General features: G+C 47.9%; 17 protein-coding genes and 1 tRNA gene. 9 read left to right on the top strand and 9 right to left on the bottom strand.

Translation table 11 applies throughout. The features are described from left to right. Positions 1–78: 78 nt before the first annotated feature. The gene (locus NC981_RS05595; protein ID WP_348241920.1) at positions 79–960 is read left to right on the top strand and encodes a spore photoproduct lyase family protein; all 882 of its coding nucleotides are present in this window, start codon (positions 79–81) and stop codon (positions 958–960) included. Between the two features lie 125 nt (positions 961–1,085). Continuing rightward, positions 1,086–1,649 (top strand): pentapeptide repeat-containing protein, encoded by a 564-nt coding sequence (locus NC981_RS05600; RefSeq protein WP_190375580.1) that lies wholly within the window; start codon positions 1,086–1,088, stop codon positions 1,647–1,649. Between the two features lie 599 nt (positions 1,650–2,248). Here NC981_RS05600 and NC981_RS05605 read toward each other — a convergent pair. Beyond that, complete coding sequence (locus NC981_RS05605) at positions 2,249–2,710, bottom strand: response regulator (RefSeq protein ID WP_348241922.1); 462 nt, start codon at positions 2,708–2,710, stop codon at positions 2,249–2,251. 216 nt (positions 2,711–2,926) lie between these two features. Between NC981_RS05605 and NC981_RS05610 the strand changes: the two genes are divergently transcribed. The 3 genes from NC981_RS05610 to NC981_RS05620 are packed head-to-tail and all read left to right on the top strand — an operon-like array spanning position 2,927 to position 7,409. Continuing rightward, entirely contained in the window at positions 2,927–5,281 is a 2,355-nt protein-coding gene (locus tag NC981_RS05610) for an ATP-binding protein (RefSeq protein ID WP_348241924.1), read from the top strand. Positions 5,282–5,337: 56 nt separating this feature from the next. Beyond that, the gene (locus tag NC981_RS05615; RefSeq protein WP_348241926.1) at positions 5,338–6,462 is read left to right on the top strand and encodes a hypothetical protein; all 1,125 of its coding nucleotides are present in this window, start codon (positions 5,338–5,340) and stop codon (positions 6,460–6,462) included. Beyond that, on the top strand, positions 6,459–7,409 hold the full coding sequence (locus tag NC981_RS05620) for an NAD-dependent epimerase/dehydratase family protein (RefSeq protein ID WP_348241928.1): 951 nt from the start codon (positions 6,459–6,461) through the stop codon (positions 7,407–7,409). The genes NC981_RS05615 and NC981_RS05620 overlap by 4 nt, the downstream gene beginning before the upstream one ends. Here NC981_RS05620 and NC981_RS05625 read toward each other — a convergent pair. After that, positions 7,399–8,469 (bottom strand): tetratricopeptide repeat protein, encoded by a 1,071-nt coding sequence (locus NC981_RS05625; RefSeq protein WP_348241930.1) that lies wholly within the window; start codon positions 8,467–8,469, stop codon positions 7,399–7,401. The two genes, NC981_RS05620 and NC981_RS05625, sit on opposite strands and share 11 nt — an antisense overlap. 45 nt (positions 8,470–8,514) lie before the next feature. On the opposite strand from NC981_RS05625, the gene NC981_RS05630 reads away from it, so the two are divergent. Together NC981_RS05630 and NC981_RS05635 are read left to right on the top strand one after the other, a co-directional pair. Further along, positions 8,515–8,841, top strand: a complete 327-nt coding sequence (locus NC981_RS05630) for a YbjQ family protein (RefSeq protein WP_190375586.1) — start codon at positions 8,515–8,517, stop codon at positions 8,839–8,841. Between the two features lie 172 nt (positions 8,842–9,013). Beyond that, entirely contained in the window at positions 9,014–9,664 is a 651-nt protein-coding gene (locus tag NC981_RS05635) for a hypothetical protein (protein ID WP_348241932.1), read from the top strand. 118 nt (positions 9,665–9,782) lie between these two features. Here NC981_RS05635 and NC981_RS05640 read toward each other — a convergent pair. Then, positions 9,783–9,856, bottom strand: a tRNA-Arg gene (locus NC981_RS05640). Between the two features lie 38 nt (positions 9,857–9,894). On the opposite strand from NC981_RS05640, the gene moaC reads away from it, so the two are divergent. Next, positions 9,895–10,401 (top strand): cyclic pyranopterin monophosphate synthase MoaC, encoded by a 507-nt coding sequence (moaC, locus tag NC981_RS05645; protein WP_348241934.1) that lies wholly within the window; start codon positions 9,895–9,897, stop codon positions 10,399–10,401. A gap of 58 nt (positions 10,402–10,459) precedes the next feature. On the opposite strand, the gene NC981_RS05650 is transcribed toward moaC, so the two are convergent. Continuing rightward, positions 10,460–10,612 carry a hypothetical protein gene (locus tag NC981_RS05650; RefSeq protein WP_190375588.1) on the bottom strand — a complete coding sequence of 51 codons (153 nt, stop codon included), beginning with the start codon at positions 10,610–10,612 and terminating at the stop codon, positions 10,460–10,462. Positions 10,613–10,689: 77 nt separating this feature from the next. Between NC981_RS05650 and NC981_RS05655 the strand changes: the two genes are divergently transcribed. Next, entirely contained in the window at positions 10,690–11,490 is an 801-nt protein-coding gene (locus NC981_RS05655; protein WP_348241936.1) for an SAM-dependent chlorinase/fluorinase, read from the top strand. On the opposite strand, the gene NC981_RS05660 is transcribed toward NC981_RS05655, so the two are convergent. The 5 genes from NC981_RS05660 to NC981_RS05680 form a co-directional block, all read right to left on the bottom strand. Next, positions 11,480–12,295 (bottom strand): inositol monophosphatase family protein, encoded by an 816-nt coding sequence (locus tag NC981_RS05660; RefSeq protein WP_348241938.1) that lies wholly within the window; start codon positions 12,293–12,295, stop codon positions 11,480–11,482. The two genes, NC981_RS05655 and NC981_RS05660, sit on opposite strands and share 11 nt — an antisense overlap. Next, positions 12,292–12,882: a Uma2 family endonuclease gene (locus NC981_RS05665; protein ID WP_348241940.1), complete on the bottom strand. Its 591-nt coding sequence runs from the start codon at positions 12,880–12,882 to the stop codon at positions 12,292–12,294. The genes NC981_RS05660 and NC981_RS05665 overlap by 4 nt, the downstream gene beginning before the upstream one ends. Then, complete coding sequence (locus tag NC981_RS05670) at positions 12,882–14,267, bottom strand: BCD family MFS transporter (protein ID WP_348241942.1); 1,386 nt, start codon at positions 14,265–14,267, stop codon at positions 12,882–12,884. Before NC981_RS05670 ends, NC981_RS05665 begins: the two co-directional genes overlap by 1 nt. A gap of 152 nt (positions 14,268–14,419) precedes the next feature. Further along, a complete protein-coding gene (gene chlP, locus NC981_RS05675; protein WP_348241944.1) occupies positions 14,420–15,643 on the bottom strand; it encodes a geranylgeranyl reductase in 1,224 nt (407 codons plus the stop codon). Between the two features lie 194 nt (positions 15,644–15,837). Continuing rightward, the gene (locus NC981_RS05680; RefSeq protein WP_348241946.1) at positions 15,838–16,605 is read right to left on the bottom strand and encodes a site-specific DNA-methyltransferase; all 768 of its coding nucleotides are present in this window, start codon (positions 16,603–16,605) and stop codon (positions 15,838–15,840) included. Positions 16,606–16,927 lie beyond the last annotated feature (322 nt).

Genomic DNA, 16,927 nt, shown 5'->3' on the forward strand with positions numbered 1-16,927 from the left:
GAACAACTGCTCGGTCGTATTTCGTCTGCACCATAAGCAGTTTTGTTTAATTCCTCTTCCCATCGTTTTATCCAACTTATGCCGAGTTATCAGAAAGTTTCAAGCATTAAGCGCATCAGCCAGCCTACGACTGTCCATAATTTTCATGTTCCCAAATATGAGTCCTTTGTTGCAAACGGCGTTGTGACACATAATTGCTATGTGGCTCGGCGCAAGGGCTTTGCAAATCCGATTACAACGTTTGTGAACATCGATCGCATTCAGCAATATCTCAAGCGCCACAGTACCAAGCAAGGCATGAAGCTAGAGCCGAATCAGGTTGATCCACAGTATTGGGTGTATGAGATTGGTGAGAATAGCGACTGTTCGGTCGATGCTGCCGTTTGCGATAATGTTAAGGATTTGATTGCATTGTTCCGCACGCTGCCGAATGCTAAGGCAACCTTTGCCACGAAGCGAGTCAATCGTGAATTATTGAATTACGACCCGCAAGGCAAGACCCGGATTCGCTTTAGTTTGATGCCACAGGCGAAAGCACAGATTGTAGATATTCGCACATCCCCGATCGCCGATCGCATTGCTGCCATCAATGACTTTGTGGATGCAGGCTATGAGGTGCATGTGAACTTTGCTCCTGTGATTTACGACGATCATTGGCTTGAAGACTATTCTGAGCTATTTGAGCAATTAGATAATGTGCTGAGCGATCGAGCCAAAGCACAGCTTCAAGCTGAGATTATCTTCCTCACGCACAATGACAAGCTGCACGAAGTGAATCTCGGTTGGCATCCGCAGGGAGAAGCACTTCTATGGCGACCAGACATTCAGGAGACTAAATATTCTCAGACAGGCGGTAAGAATGTGCGGTATCGACGCGGCTTCAAAGGAACATTGATCGAAGGTTTGACCGAGTTATTGAGCGATCGTCTGCCTTACTGCAAGATTCGCTACGCTTTCTAGTTCATCGAATCGAGAAAGCATTGCTTCTTCGTTCTTTACTGGAGGTGTACCAATAGGAAGGCGTAAGAGCTTGCGTAACTTTTCTATCATCAAGCATAGTGATTCAGCCTAGAACGGAGCCAGCAATGGATAAGCAAGAACTACTAGAGCGTTATGCCGCAGGAGAAAGAGATTTCAGCGTGGCAGATTTGCGAGAAGCATCACTAGAAGGTATTGATCTGCATGAAAGCATACTGCATGGTGCCATCTTGGATGGAGCAAACTTGCGTGGAGCAAACCTAAGCCGAACAGATCTCAGCGGAGCTGCACTGAACTATGCAGACTTAAGTGGAGCGGATTTAACAGGTGCAGATCTACGCGATGCCATGCTCAATCACGCGAATTTAGAAGGCGCAAATCTAGAAGCCGCTATCTTAGAAGAAGCAGATCTGATTGCAGCAAGTTTGATCAAAGCAGATCTAGAAGATGCGGATTTGAGTGATGCAGATTTGAGTGAAGCGAATTTACAATCAGCAGACTTAAGCCGCGCTGAATTGGATTCTGTCAACTTTCAAGCCGCAAATCTGAGCAATGCAGAACTCGATCACACTGATCTGACAGATGCAAATTTTGCCAATGCTGACTTAACAGATGCTCTGTTGGAAGGAGCTAACTTGCAAGGAACACAGCTTGAAGAACAACAGACATAAAGTTACTGCTTTGATCGTGATGGAAGCATCACGATCAAAGGAATCCTTTTAAGCAGCGGTGATGAATCAGCTTATCTCTCTTGAAATGGGTTGCTTCCATTGCCTTCTGCGTAAAACAGTTTGGAGCATACTAAAGCTGTGTTTTTTTGAACAGCAGATTACGGTTCAAGCAGCAGATCTATACATAGCTTGATGTTGTTGCATAACGATCGCTCTTCTCCATCTGAGGGCGGGTCGTTGTTCTACCAAAATGAGGAATTGGGCGAGGTCTTAGGCGTTCAGGCTGACTAGGAGAAACCCATCCACTATTTGTAATCTTTGTGCGCTGTTGAAAATCAGTTGAAAACTTTTCACGGCAATGGCTACAGTACCAATATTTCTCTTGATGTTGGATATGTAAAAGCAATGTATGTGAGCAGATAAAGCAATGATTTGAAGCGTCCATAATGAGATAAATCGCCCTAATTGCCGGTGCTACTCATAGCATAGGACGTTAGAATTTCCTGACAAATCGCTCTTTAGGTATAGGCAGTATTAAGAAATTATTAAGGTGTTGATGTGGACAAGAATTCCTGTCCACGACAAGAAAAACAAGGTATTCAGGCACGATCGATCACGTTTGGCAGGGTAACAGCTTCAAACCAATGCTCCACAAATAGTTGGACTGTTCGCTTAAATTTAACGGTATCGATCGGCTTAATTAGGTAAGCATTTGCGCCAAGACTGTAGCACCCTCGAATATCTTTAGGATTATTGGAGGTAGATAGTACCACCACAGGAATCATCTTTAGAACCTCATCTTGCTTTAACCGCGCTAAGATATCTCGTCCATCCATACCCGGCAGGTTCAGATCCAGCAGAATCAGCGAGGGCGGAAAAGCAGACAGGGGAAACAGTGTTTCCCGTGAGTCTCTAGAAAAGAGAAAAGTTAACGCTTCGTCTCCCTCGGAACAGCGTTGAATCTGACAGGCGATCGAAGTTTGGCGAATTGTTCGTTGCAGTGCTTCAAAATCTTCATCACTATCTTCCACAACTAACAGGATGGCACTCTGTTCTCCCATTGGCTAACACTCGCTTTAGATTCAAAGGCTGATATTGTTTAGTAGACTAAAATTAGATTATATGACCTGATCTAGAAGATTTTATGAATTGCATCTACCCGAAGACGGGTTTTTAGGCAAACATATCGCTGAGAAGCAGCCTAATGACTAGAATTAGCTCGGCTGTAGATAAGAGAACTCGGTAGAATACAAAGGACGTTCTGCCCCCGATCCTCAATGCAATTGCCCGCTCATCGTGTTAGTTCTGCGTCCCAATCAAGTGAGCGGCAACCGAATCAAGCTGAAAACATTGCCCCTGAAGAAATCAATCTCACAAACTGCGATCGTGAACTAATTCATATTCCCGGCAAAATTCAGCCGCACGGTGTGTTGTTAGTTTTGAGTGAGCCGGACTTAACGATCGTACAAGTCAGCAACAGTACGTCTTTATTGAAGCGATCTCCAGAAGAATTACTGAATCAGCCTTTAAGTTGCTTACTCGATTCCAAGCAGATTCAATTCATTTCAGACTGCTTGAACGAAGATTTTGAGAGCGTGAATCCGCTGCATCTGTTAATTACAACTCCACAAGAAACTCTTGCTTTTGATGGCATCATTCATCGCAGGGCAGAATTGCTAATTTTGGAGCTAGAACCCTCGCGCAGTGAAAAAAGAGCCGACTTTTTCGGGTTTTATCATCTCGTCAAAGGCACGATTCACAAGCTGCAAAATGCTCATAGCCTGAGTGAAATGTGCAATTTGATCGTCAAGGAAGTGCGGCGATTGACCGACTTCGATCGTGTGATGGTCTATCGGTTTAATGAGGAGGGCGCAGGACAAGTCGTTGCTGAAGACAAACGCGATGCGCTTACCCCTTATCTAGGATTGCACTATCCTCCTAGTGATATCCCCAAGCAAGCCAAGCAGCTTTATACGCTTAACGGGTTGCGAATCATTCCAGATGTTAGTTATCAGCCCGCAGCATTGATTCCAACTATCAATCCGATCACCCATCAAGTGACAGATTTGAGTCTATCTGTGTTGAGGAGTGTTTCACCTCTGCATATCGAATATTTGCAGAACATGAGCGTTGGTGCTTCGATGTCCATCTCGCTGATCAAGAACAAAAAACTATGGGGATTGATTGCCTGTCATCATGCCTCGGCGAACTATCTCACCTATGAAGTGCGGACTGCCTGTGAGTTTTTGGGGCAAGTGATGTCGCTAGAACTGATAGCGAAAGAAGAAAATGAAGACTTGGATTACAAAATGAAGCTCAAGGAGATTCAGTCGAACTTTGTCGAAGTCATTCCGCAGCATAAGAATATGCTGGATGGTTTGGTGAGCAATGAATCGAATCTTTTAGAACTCGTTAATGCTCAGGGTGTAGTGATTTGCTGGAATGAGCAATTTTATTCGATCGGTCAGACTCCCTCCTCAGATCAGCTCAGAGATTTGTTGACCTGGATAGAAACGCAGTTTGAAAGCAATGTATTTTCCACAGCAGCACTCTCTAAAGTCTATCCAGCCGCTGAAGCCTTTCGAGACATTGCTTCAGGACTGTTAGCGTTAGCCATTTCTCGCGTCAATCGCAACTACATCTTATGGTTTCGATCTGAAGTGGTGCAAACCGTAAACTGGGGCGGAAACCCTAATAAACCCGTGGAAATCTCCGAGAGTGGAGAAGTGCGCTTGTCTCCGCGTCAGTCTTTTGCGCTATGGCAGGAAACGGTGCGCGGTCAGTCTTTGCCCTGGAAATCCTGCGAAATTGAAGCGGTATTAGACCTCAGAAGCGCGATCGTCGGCATTGTTCTACGCCAAGCAGATGAACTTGCCCAAATTAACATTGAGCTAGAGCGCAGCAACAGTGAACTCGACTCGTTTGCTTACATTGCCTCACACGACTTAAAAGAGCCACTCCGGGGAATTCACAACTATTCCAGCTTTCTGATCGAAGACTATGGAGATGTTTTGAATGAAGATGGAGTCTCAAAGCTGCACACACTGGTCAGATTGACGCAGCGAATGGAAGATTTAATCAATTCCTTGCTGCATTTCTCGCGTCTGGGGCGAGTTGGGCTTGAACTGAAGCAAACGGACTTAAACGAACTGGTACATACAGTTCTAGATGTGCTGCGGATTAGTTTAGAGCAAACTGATGTTGATATTCGGATTCCTCGATCGTTGCCAATAGTCCTGTGCGATCAGGTTCAGATGGGGGAAGTGTTTACGAACTTGATCAGCAATGCGATTAAATACAACGATCGCGCTGAGAAATGGGTTGAAATTGGCTTTTTAGATCCGGTGCGATCGTCGCGGAAACGGTATGTAGACGACGAAGCACCAGAAATGGTGACAACTTTCTATATCAAAGATAATGGCATTGGCATTCCAGAACATCATCTTGATAGCATTTTCCGCATCTTCAAGCGGCTTCATGGCCCAAACAAGTATGGAGGCGGAACAGGGGCAGGACTGACGATCGCGAAAAAGATTGTAGAGCGGCATGAGGGTAAAATTTGGGTCGAGTCGATCAGCGGCGAAGGAAGTATCTTCTACTTCACGCTGCCGCATCAGCCTAGTTCTAACTAATTTTTGCATTGGGGCTGGTATAGTCAGCATTAACCTGATAGATGAATGAATGAGCGATGCCAACCTTTGAAGTATTTCCGGTTACATCTGCGACTGAACAGGAAATGTTCATCAATGTTCCCTGGGTCGTCTACGCAAATGATCCCAATTGGGTGCCACCCTTGCGGAGCGATGTGCAGAAGAAGTTTCAGCCAGAGAATCCATTTTTTCAATACGGCAAGCTGAAGCAGTTTATTGCCATCTCACGCGGAACGGCGATCGGTCGAATTGTGGCAGCCGTGAATGATCGGTTGATTGAGCGTGAAGGCAAGCCGATCGGGATTTTTGGGTTCTTTGAATGTGTTGAGGATATCCAAGTCGCAGCCGCCCTGTTTGAAGCGGCAGAAAACTGGCTACGATCGCTAGATATTACAGAAGTTCGTGGCCCGATCGACCTTTCAACGCATAATAATTGTCTCTTTTTGGTCGATGGCTTCGATTCTCCTCCGATGGTGATGATGCCTTACAATCCGTCCTATTATCCAACTTTTATTGAGCAGTTAGATTGGACAAAGGCAAAAGATGCGTATGCTTACGATTTTCCATTAGATAAACCGCTTTCGCCTGAATTTGAAAAAGGCTACAGAATTGCTTGTAAATCCGGCGTGACATTTCGACCTTTGCACACAAAAGGCGAAGAATTTGAGCAAGATTGTATTAATCTATATCACTTGTTTAATCAGGCATTTTCAAGTAATTGGAGTTCAACTCCTCGCACCCTTGAAGAATTTTTAGAAGAAGCGCGATCGCTGCAAGATTTAGTCGATCCGGATGTGTTTCCGGTTGCAGAATACAACGGAGAAATGGTCGGGTTCTGGATGGGATTGCCTGACTACAATATTCCGCTTAAATTTGTGAATGGTCGGCTCAATTGGGTCGGGATTCTGAAGTTCTTGTGGTACCGTCGCCGGATTGATCAGGGTCGCGTGATTGCGATATGTTCACTTCCAGAATTTCAAAGAAAATTGGTTCCATTGGGATTAATTTACTTGGGATTACAAGGCGGATTAAAGAAGGGAAAACCTTATAAACGGGCTGAGCTTTCCTGGGTTTACGAAGACAATTCTCGATCGCGCAAATTGATCGAAGCGGCGGGCGGTAAAATCTACAAAACCTATCGAATGTACGAAAAATCCCTATGAAAGCTTTAGTGACTGGAGCAAATGGATTTACCGGATCGCATCTGGTTAAGGCACTTTTGCATCGAGGCGATTCTGTAATCGGTTTCGTGCGGCGATCGAGCAATCTGTCTCGTTTATCCGGGTGCGAGATTCAATATGCTTACGGTGATATTACCGATCGCGCTGCTCTGAGCGAGGCGATGCAAAATGTCGATGTTGTGTTTCATACGGCTGCCTATGTTGAGCTTGGAATTGTTGATGCCGCAGAAATGGAGCGCGTTAATGTTGAAGGCACTCGCGCCGTTTTGGAAGCAGCAAAAGCAGTTAATCTACCTAAATTGATTTATTGCAGCACGATCGGGATTTTTGGCGATACGCAAGGTAAAGTGATTGACGAAACCTTTCAGCGCACTCAAAAAGACTTTTCTTCCGCTTACGATCGCACGAAATACCAAGCGCAGCAATTAGTCGATCAAACCCAAGAATTATCGATCGTCAGCGTCCTGCCTTCTGGAATTTTCGGCAGCGATGATCCACACTTTAAGCCTGTTCTGAACGCCTTTCTAAATGGGCGGCTCAAAGTTTGGGCAGGCGGCGGACGAGTGACAGGAATTGTTCACGTTGATGATCTCGCTGAAGCCATGATTCTTGCGGTCGATCGCGGCAAATCTGGCGACTATTACATCATTTCTGCAGGCGACTTGACCACTAGAGAAATGTTTGAAATCTTCAGCCAAGAAACTGGAATTCCTGTTCCCCGCGAAGCTCCAGAATTGATCGTGCGTCTCGTCGCCAGCGTTCTCGATCCAATCGGCAGAGTCGCCCGTTGGCAACCGCCGATCGACAACGAGCGAGTTCATTATGTTTACGATCGCTGTGTGCGTGTCGATGGCTCCAAAGCAAGACGCGAACTCGGATGGAACCCGCGATCGCCCGAAGCCACCCTAAAGTCACTGGTCAAGGCTTAGCTTCGGAGAGCGCCTGCTCTACTTTTTTCATTTCGTCGGTCTTGCCTTGCTCCTCAAACAGCATCTTGGCGCGGCGAAACGCCTCGATCGCATCCTGGGTGAAATTCCGCGCTCTCAAAGCAAGCCCCATTTGATAATGCGCTGCTGCGTTATTCGGTTCGAGCTTAATCACCTCGCGAAACGCCATCACCGATCGCATCGTTTCGTTGTTTGCCAGCGCCGCTTCTGCCAGCGCAAACTGCGCTTCGGCTGACTCTCGATCCAAATTCACCGATCGCTGAAATGCGCTTAAAGCGGCGGTATTATTGCCTTTCTCGCGTAGAATCTTGCCAATTTGCAGGTGCAGCTTAGAATTACTTGGATCAATTCGCACCGCTTGATTAAACGCATTCAGCGCCGCTTGTGAGTTGCCTTGATCTAGCAGCGCAATGCCCATTGCAACATGAGAACTCGTCCGCCTTGGATTTAACCGTGTCGCTGCTTGCAGCGCAGTCATCCCCTGCGTTGTTCGTCCCAGTTGCAGCAGCATTAAGCCGATCGATTCCTGCGCCTCGGCGCTGCGGCGATCGAGTCTTGCGGCTTGCTGATACGCTGACAACGCCTGAGAAAACTGTCCCTGACGAGAAAGAACCGTTCCCAACCCCAAAAACGCATTCACGTTGCGCCTGTCTAATTGGGTCGCTTGACGGTAAGCCTCTTCGGCTTCGCTGTCGTTGCCCAGATTTGCCAGGCTGAATCCCAACGCATAGAAAAAATCAGCATTGGTCGATTCCAGCGCCACCGCTTGACGATAAGCTTCCGCCGCTTCTTGAAATCGCCCTTCCTGAGCAAAGGCAAACCCCATTCCAGAGAAAATCCGAGCGTTGCGATTGTCGATCGCCGATGCCCGCTGAAACGCTGCTAGTGCTCCTGACCAATTCCGCGCCTCAACAAACTCGCGTCCCTGTTCTAGCAATTTATCTAACTCATCTGATTGAGCGTAAGCCACCTGAGGCATCGCAACCGACACCAGAATTCCAGCAGCAACGAGCGATCGACGGAGGTGAGATATTGTAGCCATAGTGATCAACAATTACAGAAACTCCAGTTTGAGCGAGATGAAACGATGCTAATGACAACCACCGATACAATACAAGATGTTGCGATCGAATCATACCTCGGTGTCGTTACGGCCGAAGTGGTCTACGGAACGAACGCCCTCAAAGATTTCTTTGCCGGCATCCGTGACATCGTTGGTGGACGTACCGCAGGATATGAGCGCGTCTTTGAACAAGGGCAGCAAAACGCCCTCGCAGAACTCCAAAAACGGGCACAAAGTCTAGGCGCAAATGCCGTTGTGGGAATCGAAGTGAATACTGGCACAATCCAACTTGATCAATCCGGCGTTCTTCTTTTAATTACTGCGGTTGGAACTGCTGTGAAAATTCGTTGATTCGGCTCACGTTCACAAACTGAATTCGATCGTGATCCCCAATGATTTCTCTCTAACGGGGTATCTGTATGGTCTCACTCCCGGTAGAGTGATTTTATTTCTGCAAACCTTATAGTGATGCCAAGAGTAATTTCTTTGCAAATAACTATCTTGTTAGGGGAGACAATTCACAATGGCATATACTAATCGTCCTGTCGCTGAAGCGGCTGTTATCCCGGTTGCGGGCGACTATCATGACCGCGTTCGTTGGGGCCCGATTATCTCCGGTTTGATGGTTGCACTGGTGTCTCAGTTAATTCTGAGCGCGCTGGGTGCAGCAATTGGCGCAACCTCGATCGCAAACTCCGGTGCGCCCCGGACGGAGGCAGGCGGAGTCGGAACCGCAGTCGGAATTTGGGCAACGATCAGCTTGTTGATTTCGCTGTTTATCGGTAGCTGGGTGATGGCACGCGCTTGTGGTCCGATGAACCGCAGCACCGCATTGCTCAACGGTGCAATTCTTTGGGCAACCACTTTGGCACTGAGCGCTTACCTGTTGGCAAGTGGTGTTACGGGTGCATTTGGTTTGGCGGTTTCGAGCGCAGCAAACGCAGCAGGTGCCGCTCTGCCGCAAACGGGTGTTCCGAATGTTGATCCGAACGCTGCAAGACCGAACATTTCTGCTCAAGATGCTCGTAACATTGCAGGCAACACTGCAACCGCAGGCTGGTCGTTCGTGATTGGTTCGTTGCTCGGTTTGGCAGCATCTTTGGCTGGTGCAGCAGTAGGAACCCGCAAGCCCCGCGCAACCACCGCTTACGTTGAGCCGAATCGCGGCATGTAAGATTTGGGTTTGATCGATCGCTCTAATAACCCCTCACTTTGATTGAGGGGTTTTTTAGTTTAAAGAACAAATTTAAAAAACAAAAGGGATGTTGCTTGAACATCCCTAGAATATAAAACGGGCTAGGAGGGATTCGAACCCCCGACACCGTGGTCCGTAGCCACGTGCTCTAGTCCACTGAGCTACAAGCCCTTATCGGCACTTATTCAATATACAACGATCTGACGCAAATGACAAAACAATCTGAAAAATTGATCGAACTTTCTCATCTCGATGCCACAGGACAAGCACAAATGGTAGATGTCTCGGCAAAAGCGGCAACGGTGAGACAAGCGACTGCGATCGCGCATGTTCGGATGAAATCAGAGACCATGCAGGCGATCGAGTCCGGAGATACACCGAAAGGAGACGTGCTGGGAACCGCGCGAATTGCCGGGATTATGGCGGCAAAACAAACGGCAAATTTAATCCCGCTGTGTCATCCCTTGCCGATTCAAAAAGTGGAAGTCAAGATCACAGCGCAACCAGAGCGACCGGGGTTTGAGATTCAAGCGACGGTGAAGATCAAGGCAGAAACCGGGGTGGAGATGGAAGCGCTGACGGCAGCTTCGATCGCGGCGTTGACTTTGTATGACATGGCAAAAGCGATCGAGAAGTCGATTACGATCGAGCAAATTTATCTTCTCAGCAAGACCGGAGGCAAGTCCGGCGATTACTTCCGAGCAGAGAGTTTATAATGCAATAAAAAAGCGCGGCTTTCGTCGCGCTAAATTTGAGATTTTACAAAACAATGAATTATCTCAGGTAGCTTGCTTCTGCTTCCAGCATCCGCAGCAACGCTTGATCACCCCGCGCTTTAGCTGCATCCATGCGGCGTTGCAGGTTTCTTTGTAGGTTTTCGCGATGGACTCTCGCAACTTCTGCTGAATGCAGGCGATTTCTGTTCATAATTGGAATTTCCTAGAGGTTAGCTTTGCTTATCACCATTATTTAATTTTAGCATCGGTCATTTCAAACGGTAGCTTATGCTACTAAAAATTCATACTTTCGACGGACAAATGTTAATCACGCTGCTGACTGACTTCGGACTAAATGATGTCTATGTGGGAGTAATGAAGGGAACGATCGCACAAATCAATCCCCAGATTCAGACGATCGATCTAACACACCAAGTTCCGCCACAGGACATTGCAACCGCGCGATTTCACCTGATGAATGCTTATCCTTATTTTCCAAGTGGAACGGTTCATCTTGCCGTCGTTGATCCGGGAGTCGGGAGTCAGCGGCGATCGATTGCGGTTCGACTCAAATCTGGGTTTGTGGTCGCACCAGATAACGGGTTGATTAGCGGTGTTTTGAGCGATGCGATCGCGGCGGTTGAACTGAGCAATCCGCAGTATTGGCGATTACTAACTCCGAGCACTACGTTTCACGGACGCGATATTTTTGCGCCGGCTGCGGCACATTTGGCGAGTGGAGTTCCCTTACAGGAGCTAGGCACTGCGATCGATTTAAGTTCGATCGTGCAGTTACCGACTCCGGATGTGATTGAAACGGAAGCAGGATTGCTCGGCGTGATTCAAGCGATCGATCATTTCGGCAATCTCATTACCAACATTCCAGGAGAGCGAGTGCGCGATCGTCCTTGGAGAATTCGCATCAATGAGGCAATCTTTTCAGGAAAGACGACTTATGCAGATGCTGCGATCGGTGAGGTTATTGGATTGATTGGCAGTCATGGTTGGATTGAGATTGCGATGAATCGCGGCAATGCTCAGAATTATTTGAAGTTAGCGGTTGGAGATACGATCGTCATTACCCTTTAGATTGTTGCCCGATCGTTCTCACTAACGGTTTAAACACGGGCACTAAATCTGCTCGAGTCACGACTAAAGTGGGAAACGATCGCGTACTGTAATCCTTGCCGACTTCTAGCGGAAAAATCGGAGACGATTCCAAGGGATGCCAAACCGCGCCTGCTGCTTGTACGATCGCCCAAACTGCGGCAATATCCCAAATCTTTGGCGTTGCTTCTACGCCGCCCATCGTCGCCCCTGCCGCGACTGTAAGTAAGTTATAGGTCGCAACTCCTAGCATCCGAATCTTTGCCGGAAATGGATTTTTCAGCACTGAGGTACTGCGGGCACATAGATTAAAAAAGTGATTGCGGGTGAGAGCTTCTTGGCTTGCGTGAATTGGTTTGTCATTGAGAAATGCCCCCGATGGTAAATCTAGCCCCGATTCGCCGCACCAATATCCATGAAACGATTGATTCAACGGCGGCAGATGCACATAGCCGAAGACTGGGGTGCCTTGATAGAGAAGCGAGATCGAAATCCCCCAGAGCGGTAAGCCCCGCGCAAAATTCGTCGTTCCATCTAGCGGATCGATAATCCAGCACCACTCACGATCGGGAAAACAATGCTCCGCTTCTTCACTTAAAACACCGTGATCGGGAAACTTTTGCGAGATTGCTGCCCGAATTTGCTCATCTGCCCAGCGATCGGACTGTGTAACAAGGCTTCCGTCTGCTTTTTCCGCCGCCTGCACCTGTCCAAAATCTTTCAGCAGTTGTGCCCCAACTTTATGAGTAATCGTTTCTGAAAAGGTTTTGATTTCTAAAAAATTCATGCTCCTGCCTCTAAAATTTGCGCTGCTGCTAATTGCAGGTTTGGAAACGTGGGGGAAACGAGACGATCGTTGTTTCTAAATTCTTTCGGTTGATAGCGATCGTTCTGTAGCGTTAGCACAAGTGCCACAGCTCGATTGGGGTCAATCAGCCAATACTCAGGAATTCCTCGCGCCGCGTACTCCCTGGGCTTCTCAATGTAATCGCGGTTATAGTTGTCGCTTCCAGGCTCCCCTGGCGAAACGACTTCGATCACAAGCAAAGGTGCAGGCATTGTAGCCGACAGAAATAACTGAGCAGTTCGATTCATGGCATCACGCGATGCTTCGGAATGAATCATTAAATCTGGATCGCGTGCAGTCACTCTCGACGAACTCACTGCAATCAAATGTTTGATGTCAATTCGGGATACTGGAATTCCGAGCTGTAGAAAGTATCCGATCAAGAAAACGGCGATCGCGGTATTAATTGGCTTTTCTGCGCCCATCTCTACCAGCACCCCATCAACCAATTCGTAGCGGGTGTCAGTTCCATCATCGTAATCAAGATACTCTTTGATCGTCTGAAATCGGGGTTTTGCTTGAGTCATTAATCCAACTCACCTTGCAAAATCGTTGAAATTGCAGCTTTTGTATTATTGCGAAACGCTTTGACATCGACGCGGCTCAGCAATCCGACCGCAACGAGCATTCCGATCGCTTGTAATCCGAATACCACCGCATACGATAGCGTCAAATTCGAGAAAATCGCTTTGCCCACATCTAAAGCGCCACCGCCGAAAATCGTTGCTAATGCTCTCGCCAACGCTTGTGCTAATCCCCATGCCCCGATAAACGTTCCTGCGGTTTCAACCGCCGTTAGATCGAGCATTAAGCTAATCGCGCCCGTGGTTGTGATTCCCGATGCTAAACCAAACAGGAATAATCCACTTTGTAAAAGTTTGGGGTTCGCGGTAAAGCCTGTGAAGATGATAAAGATCATGCAGGCTGCAACGAGAACACATCCGAGTTTGGCGGTTCTAGTTTTTCCGAGGCGAGGCACGATCGCAAATCCGGCGCTACTAATTCCAATCAAGGTGCCCATGCCCCAAAAGGCGTTTAGGCGAGTCGTTTCTGCAACCGACATTCCAAACACTTGTCCGCCATAAGACTCCATCACCGCATCTTGCATAAACAAGCTAATCGTCATGAATAGCAAGAAGGTGAAGAATAATCCCGTTTGCGGTGAAGCCGTTAACACTCGAATCGCTCGGCTTAAGGTAATTTGATCCTCGCGATCGAAGGTCGTCCGTGTACTAAACCGCGAATACTTCTTTTCAACTCCAAGCGTTGCTAACACACACAGCCCACAGACAATACTTGGAATGATTACAAACACGCGATCGACCGCCGGACGCAACGCGGCTAAATTCGCAGTTCCTTCGGCTGGTAACAATCGAGAGGTGACGATCGCCCCGATCACAATTCCCACCATCAGCATCGACCAAACAATTCCGACCAATTTCGATCGTTCTTCTTCTTCGCTCACATCGACCAATAGCGCCGCAAACGGAGTCGATCCCGCGCTCAAAGTCAACCCATACAGCGCAAAGACCAGCCCTAATACGCCGATCCAAAGCTGTGTTTGTAGACTCCATCCAACCGTCTGCAAACTCGCGCCCACTTGCCACATCACCTGAACTGCCAGAAACGCAGTCAGCGAAAACAGCACCGACGCGATCCACACATAGCCCGTCCGGTGATAGCCTGCGATCGGTTTTGCGTCCGACATCTGCCCAAACCACAATCGAGCGGGAGCCATGAATTGATGCACCGCGATCGCGCCTGCTGCGATCGTTGCCGGAATTGCCAATTCTTTAATCATGATGCGATTTAGCACACCAAGCGTTAACACCGACATCATGCCCAACCCCATCTGATACAGACCGAGTTGGAACATCGTCAAAAGCTTGATTCTGGGCGGTTGCGTGATCATAGTTTGGAACTCAGAATAGCGGTTTGGGGTTTCTATGGCGATCGTAAACGAAGTAAAGGTAGGGAGAACCGAGCAATTGCGAATTCAGATCGACCAATAAAAAGCGATCGCGCAGTGCTGCACGATCGCATCTTAGCAAAGGCAATCTTGACTTAGGGCGCTAACGCATTGCCGCGAATCAGGCTGCCGATCGTTTTCGCCGTGATCTTCAGTTGCACCAACGGATTTGCCGGGACAACCGTTTTGTAAAGGTAGCTATCGAAAGTGAGCTTTTGCACATCGATATCCGAACACATTTCGACAAAGGCTTCGCGGGTTGCATCGGTTCGGTAGAATACCGTTTGCAAAATGTCCAGCACTTTGTAGGTGAGCCCGTACTTCTTATCCCAACGCTTCAGATACACTTTCAAATCGGCTTCCGTGGGAATGCGACGACCGTTTTCAGAAAATTCGACGATCGTTTCTGCACACATCCGCGCCGATTTCGCAGCGAAATAAATGCCTTCACCCGAAGATTTGGTCACGGTTCCAGCTGCATCTCCAACTAAGGCAACGCGACCAACCACACGGCGAGGTCTCGGATGCTCTGGAATCGGATGTGCTTCAACCCGAATGATCTTTCCGCCTCTGAGTTTTTTCGCGGCTCTTGCCCGAATTCCAGCCTGTAGCTTTTTGATGTCTGCTTTGTTCGGAGCCATCGTTCCGGTTCCCACCGCAACGTGGTTGTACTTCGGAAACACCCAAGCGTAGAAATCGGTGGAAACATCGTCGCCCACGTACATCTCAGCGAGGTCTTCGTAGTACGCCATCTTGTCATCAGGCAGCATGATCCGCTCTTGGAAGGCGATCGCATAGTTGTAATCCCCGGCATCGATCGCTTTTGCCACTCGCGAGTTTGCGCCATCTGCACCAACGACCAGATCGACTTCGAGCGTTGCGGCTTTTCCTTCCAAGCTGCCATCCGAGTGATCGGCATAGTGCAGCGTGTAGGAGCCGTTTGCGCTGGTGGGCAATTCCAGCTTGTGCATCGTGCCATTAATCAACTTTGCGCCGAGGGAGACGGCACGATCGCGCAGGAAGCCATCTAGGACTTCGCGGCGACACATTCCGATATATTCGTCGTCTTTTAACGTGCTACCGATACTAACTTCGACATTCGAGGGGGAAATCATTTTCATCTTTCGCACTTTGCGATCGATGATGTTTTCGGGCAAGTCAAATTCCGACACCATACAGAGGGGGATTGCCCCACCACAGGGTTTAACGTTGTCTAACTTGCGCTCAATAAGATAGGTTTCAATACCCGCTTTTGCTAAGGTCTCTGCTGCGGAAGAACCAGCAGGACCACCGCCTACAACTGCAACCCGGAGTGTCAAAGGTTTTCTCCCAATTTCTTTAAAGCTACGAAAGCCATCGTATCACGCGGCTTTTGCCCTTCTGTTACGGACTACGGCAACTTGAAACAGAGCTTAACAATTTAATTATTTTGTCGTAATAAATTAGCGATCGCCAAGACAGAAATAGAAGACGCTCGATGATGTCATTTGAAGCATCGAAGTCACGATCGCGCTTATTTCTGCTGCGATGCGAACGTATTGCGCTCCCAAAATACTCCGTCTGACCAGCCTTGAATCCGGCGATCGTTCTCCGCCAGTTCCAATCGCCGCTCGGTTAACAGACAGTATTCTTCGTTTAAATCGATGCCGAGATAACATCGATCGAGCTTCTTCGCCACCACCGAAGTCGTCCCACTGCCAACAAACGGATCAAAGACAAAATCCCCCGGATTCGAGCTTGCCAAAATTAGCTTGGCGAGCAGTTTTTCGCTTTTTTGAGTGGGATGTTCTGTATTCTCAGGCATCGACCAGAACGGGATCGTGATATCTGACCAAAAGTTTGATGGATGCGTATCGCGGAAATTCCCCTGCTCGGTCGATTCCCAATCTTTCGGCGTTTTGTCGATCGTCCGATAGGGTGCCAGCACTCGTCGCCGCAATTTCACGGCATCTAAGTTAAAGGTGTACTGATTTGAAACGGTACAGAACCAAATATCTTCGCTCGAATTCTTCCAGTTCGCTTTTGCACCTCGTCCTTTCTCACGCTCCCAAGTAATCCGATTGTGAACCGTGAAATGAGCGGAAGCCGCCGTGTAAATCGAAGCCGAAGACAGCCAATCGCCGCAGATATAAAGGGAGGCTGTCGGTTTGAGCAATGGTTTAAAGGCAACGATCGCAGCCTCTAGCCAAGCCGTATACGCTTCGACTGAGCGACGTTCAAATCTCAACCCGTTGAAATTCTTTGACAAGTTGTAGGGCGGATCGAGGATTAAAAGATCCACAAATCTATCGGGTAGCAGAGCGGAAATCGCTAAGCTATCTGCTTGAATAGTCCCTATTGGTGGGTTGGTAGAAAGCTCAGCGATCGAAATCAGCCTTGATCTCAGGCGTTGTCGGTCGAGGTCGCTTAATTCAACACTACGATTTCTGCTGGCTTTGGATTTTTTCACGGGCGCGATCGAACAGAGTCTAAAGTTTTATAGTTTTATAAGGTTTCGTAATTGCACAGTTGTGTTTAATAAGGTTAGGTGCACACTGTCAACTTTTATGAAGAGACTATAAAGTAAAGATTAGGTTTTGGAAAAGCTCTTAGAAAAGATCTAA

The organism is Leptolyngbya sp. DQ-M1 (genome assembly GCF_039962505.1).
GTDB lineage: Bacteria > Cyanobacteriota > Cyanobacteriia > Leptolyngbyales > Leptolyngbyaceae > Leptolyngbya.